Below are 1,341 nucleotides of genomic sequence, written 5' to 3'. Positions count from 1 at the left end.
CCAGTCGGCACCATCATCAATGCCGTTAATTCCATCAGTGATGCCAAGTGGCTTCGCTGCGATGGATCGGATAAAAATCGCGCCGACTATCCGGACTTGTCGGCGCTGTTCCCCGCTAACGTGTTCACCGCAACAGCGCGGACACTCGCAGCAACGCCAAACAATAAACAGGCGATTGCGGCAGACTCTACCTATTTTGTCGCTGGTGCGGCATCTGGCACTACAGCGATGCAGTATTCAACGGATGGCGCAACGTGGTCACAGACGTCGCTCGTCACTCCTGCCTCTACGGTAGTAAATAGTCTCATTTACGCCGGATCGCGCTTCATCGCGGGCGTGTCAGGATCGGCGCAACCGCTTGTTGCGGCCAATCCAGCATCAACTTGGACAGTGACGACTGGTGGGACAACTACAACGCTTTCGCAGGGGCTGGCGTATGCCTCTTCGCTGGCGCAGACTTTGCTGATCCCTGATGCTGCGGGAACCTCCGTCTATACGCTGGCCGATGGGGCGACAGCGTGGACCGCTCAAACGGTCCCGAGCACTACAAAATATGGCGGCTGCTGGACGGGGCAAAAATACATTGTGTTGTCATCGCTCGGGTTGCTTGCCAGTAGCGACGGAGTGACATGGGCGCTGACATATCCCACGTCAATCCAACAGTCTTCCTTCGCAACTTCTTCTATTGCTTCAGACGGGAACGGCACGGTCGTTATTTTTTACAGTAGCGGCGCGTCTGCCAAGGGAAGCGCCATTCTTGTATCAAGCGATCATGGTGCGACATGGACACAAATTCTCACCCCTGCCGAGTTTCTTGCCCTGTCCGGTGTGTTGGCTGTCACATACATCAACGGCAAGTTCTTCATAACCTGCCAAAACGAGTTCATCTTGGTATCCGACTCGACCGGGCTGAAATGGAGTGCCGAGCCTTTAGGGATGCGAGGAATTGCCAAACTGCCTGTGCGCAGCATAGCGTATAAAGCAGGTGTTTATCTTGCTCTTCAGAATGGCGGTAACACTAGCGCATTGAGCGCTACGGAGAACACCGCAAAATTCCGTCTACCGGCTTCGCAACTGCGTGAATATGCCAGCAGCTCCCCAGTCATGTCGCTCTCCGGTCAAGAATACATCAAGGCGAAAAAATGACATATTCCTTCGATAGCCACGGCTGGCTAACAGCCGCCACCATTCCCGGTCGTTCTACGGAGATTGCCCCTCCTGCGCATGATACAACCCCGATTGTTGGCCGTGACTGGCCGAACTTTACGGGGATCGAATGGATCACGGTTCCGTACGTCGCGCCTATTGCGGCAGTTCCAGATGTCGCGGAAAGCGAAACGG

Annotated in this window: 1 protein-coding gene and 1 pseudogene; both read left to right on the top strand. The window is 55.0% G+C overall.

The features are described from left to right. A partial coding sequence (locus tag E6W33_RS27230; RefSeq protein ID WP_211097444.1) for a hypothetical protein occupies window positions 1-1,146 on the top strand: 1,146 nt, incomplete at its 5' end. Continuing rightward, a pseudogene (locus E6W33_RS27365) lies at window positions 1,143-1,341 on the top strand (hypothetical protein); the annotation flags it as partial. The gene E6W33_RS27230 and the pseudogene E6W33_RS27365, both read left to right, overlap by 4 nt.

Origin of the sequence: Herbaspirillum sp. ST 5-3, from assembly GCF_004804275.1 — a bacterium.
Taxonomy (GTDB): domain Bacteria; phylum Pseudomonadota; class Gammaproteobacteria; order Burkholderiales; family Burkholderiaceae_D; genus Noviherbaspirillum.
Note: the sequence above shows the minus strand (reverse complement) of the source record. Positions and strands in the feature narration are given on the sequence as shown.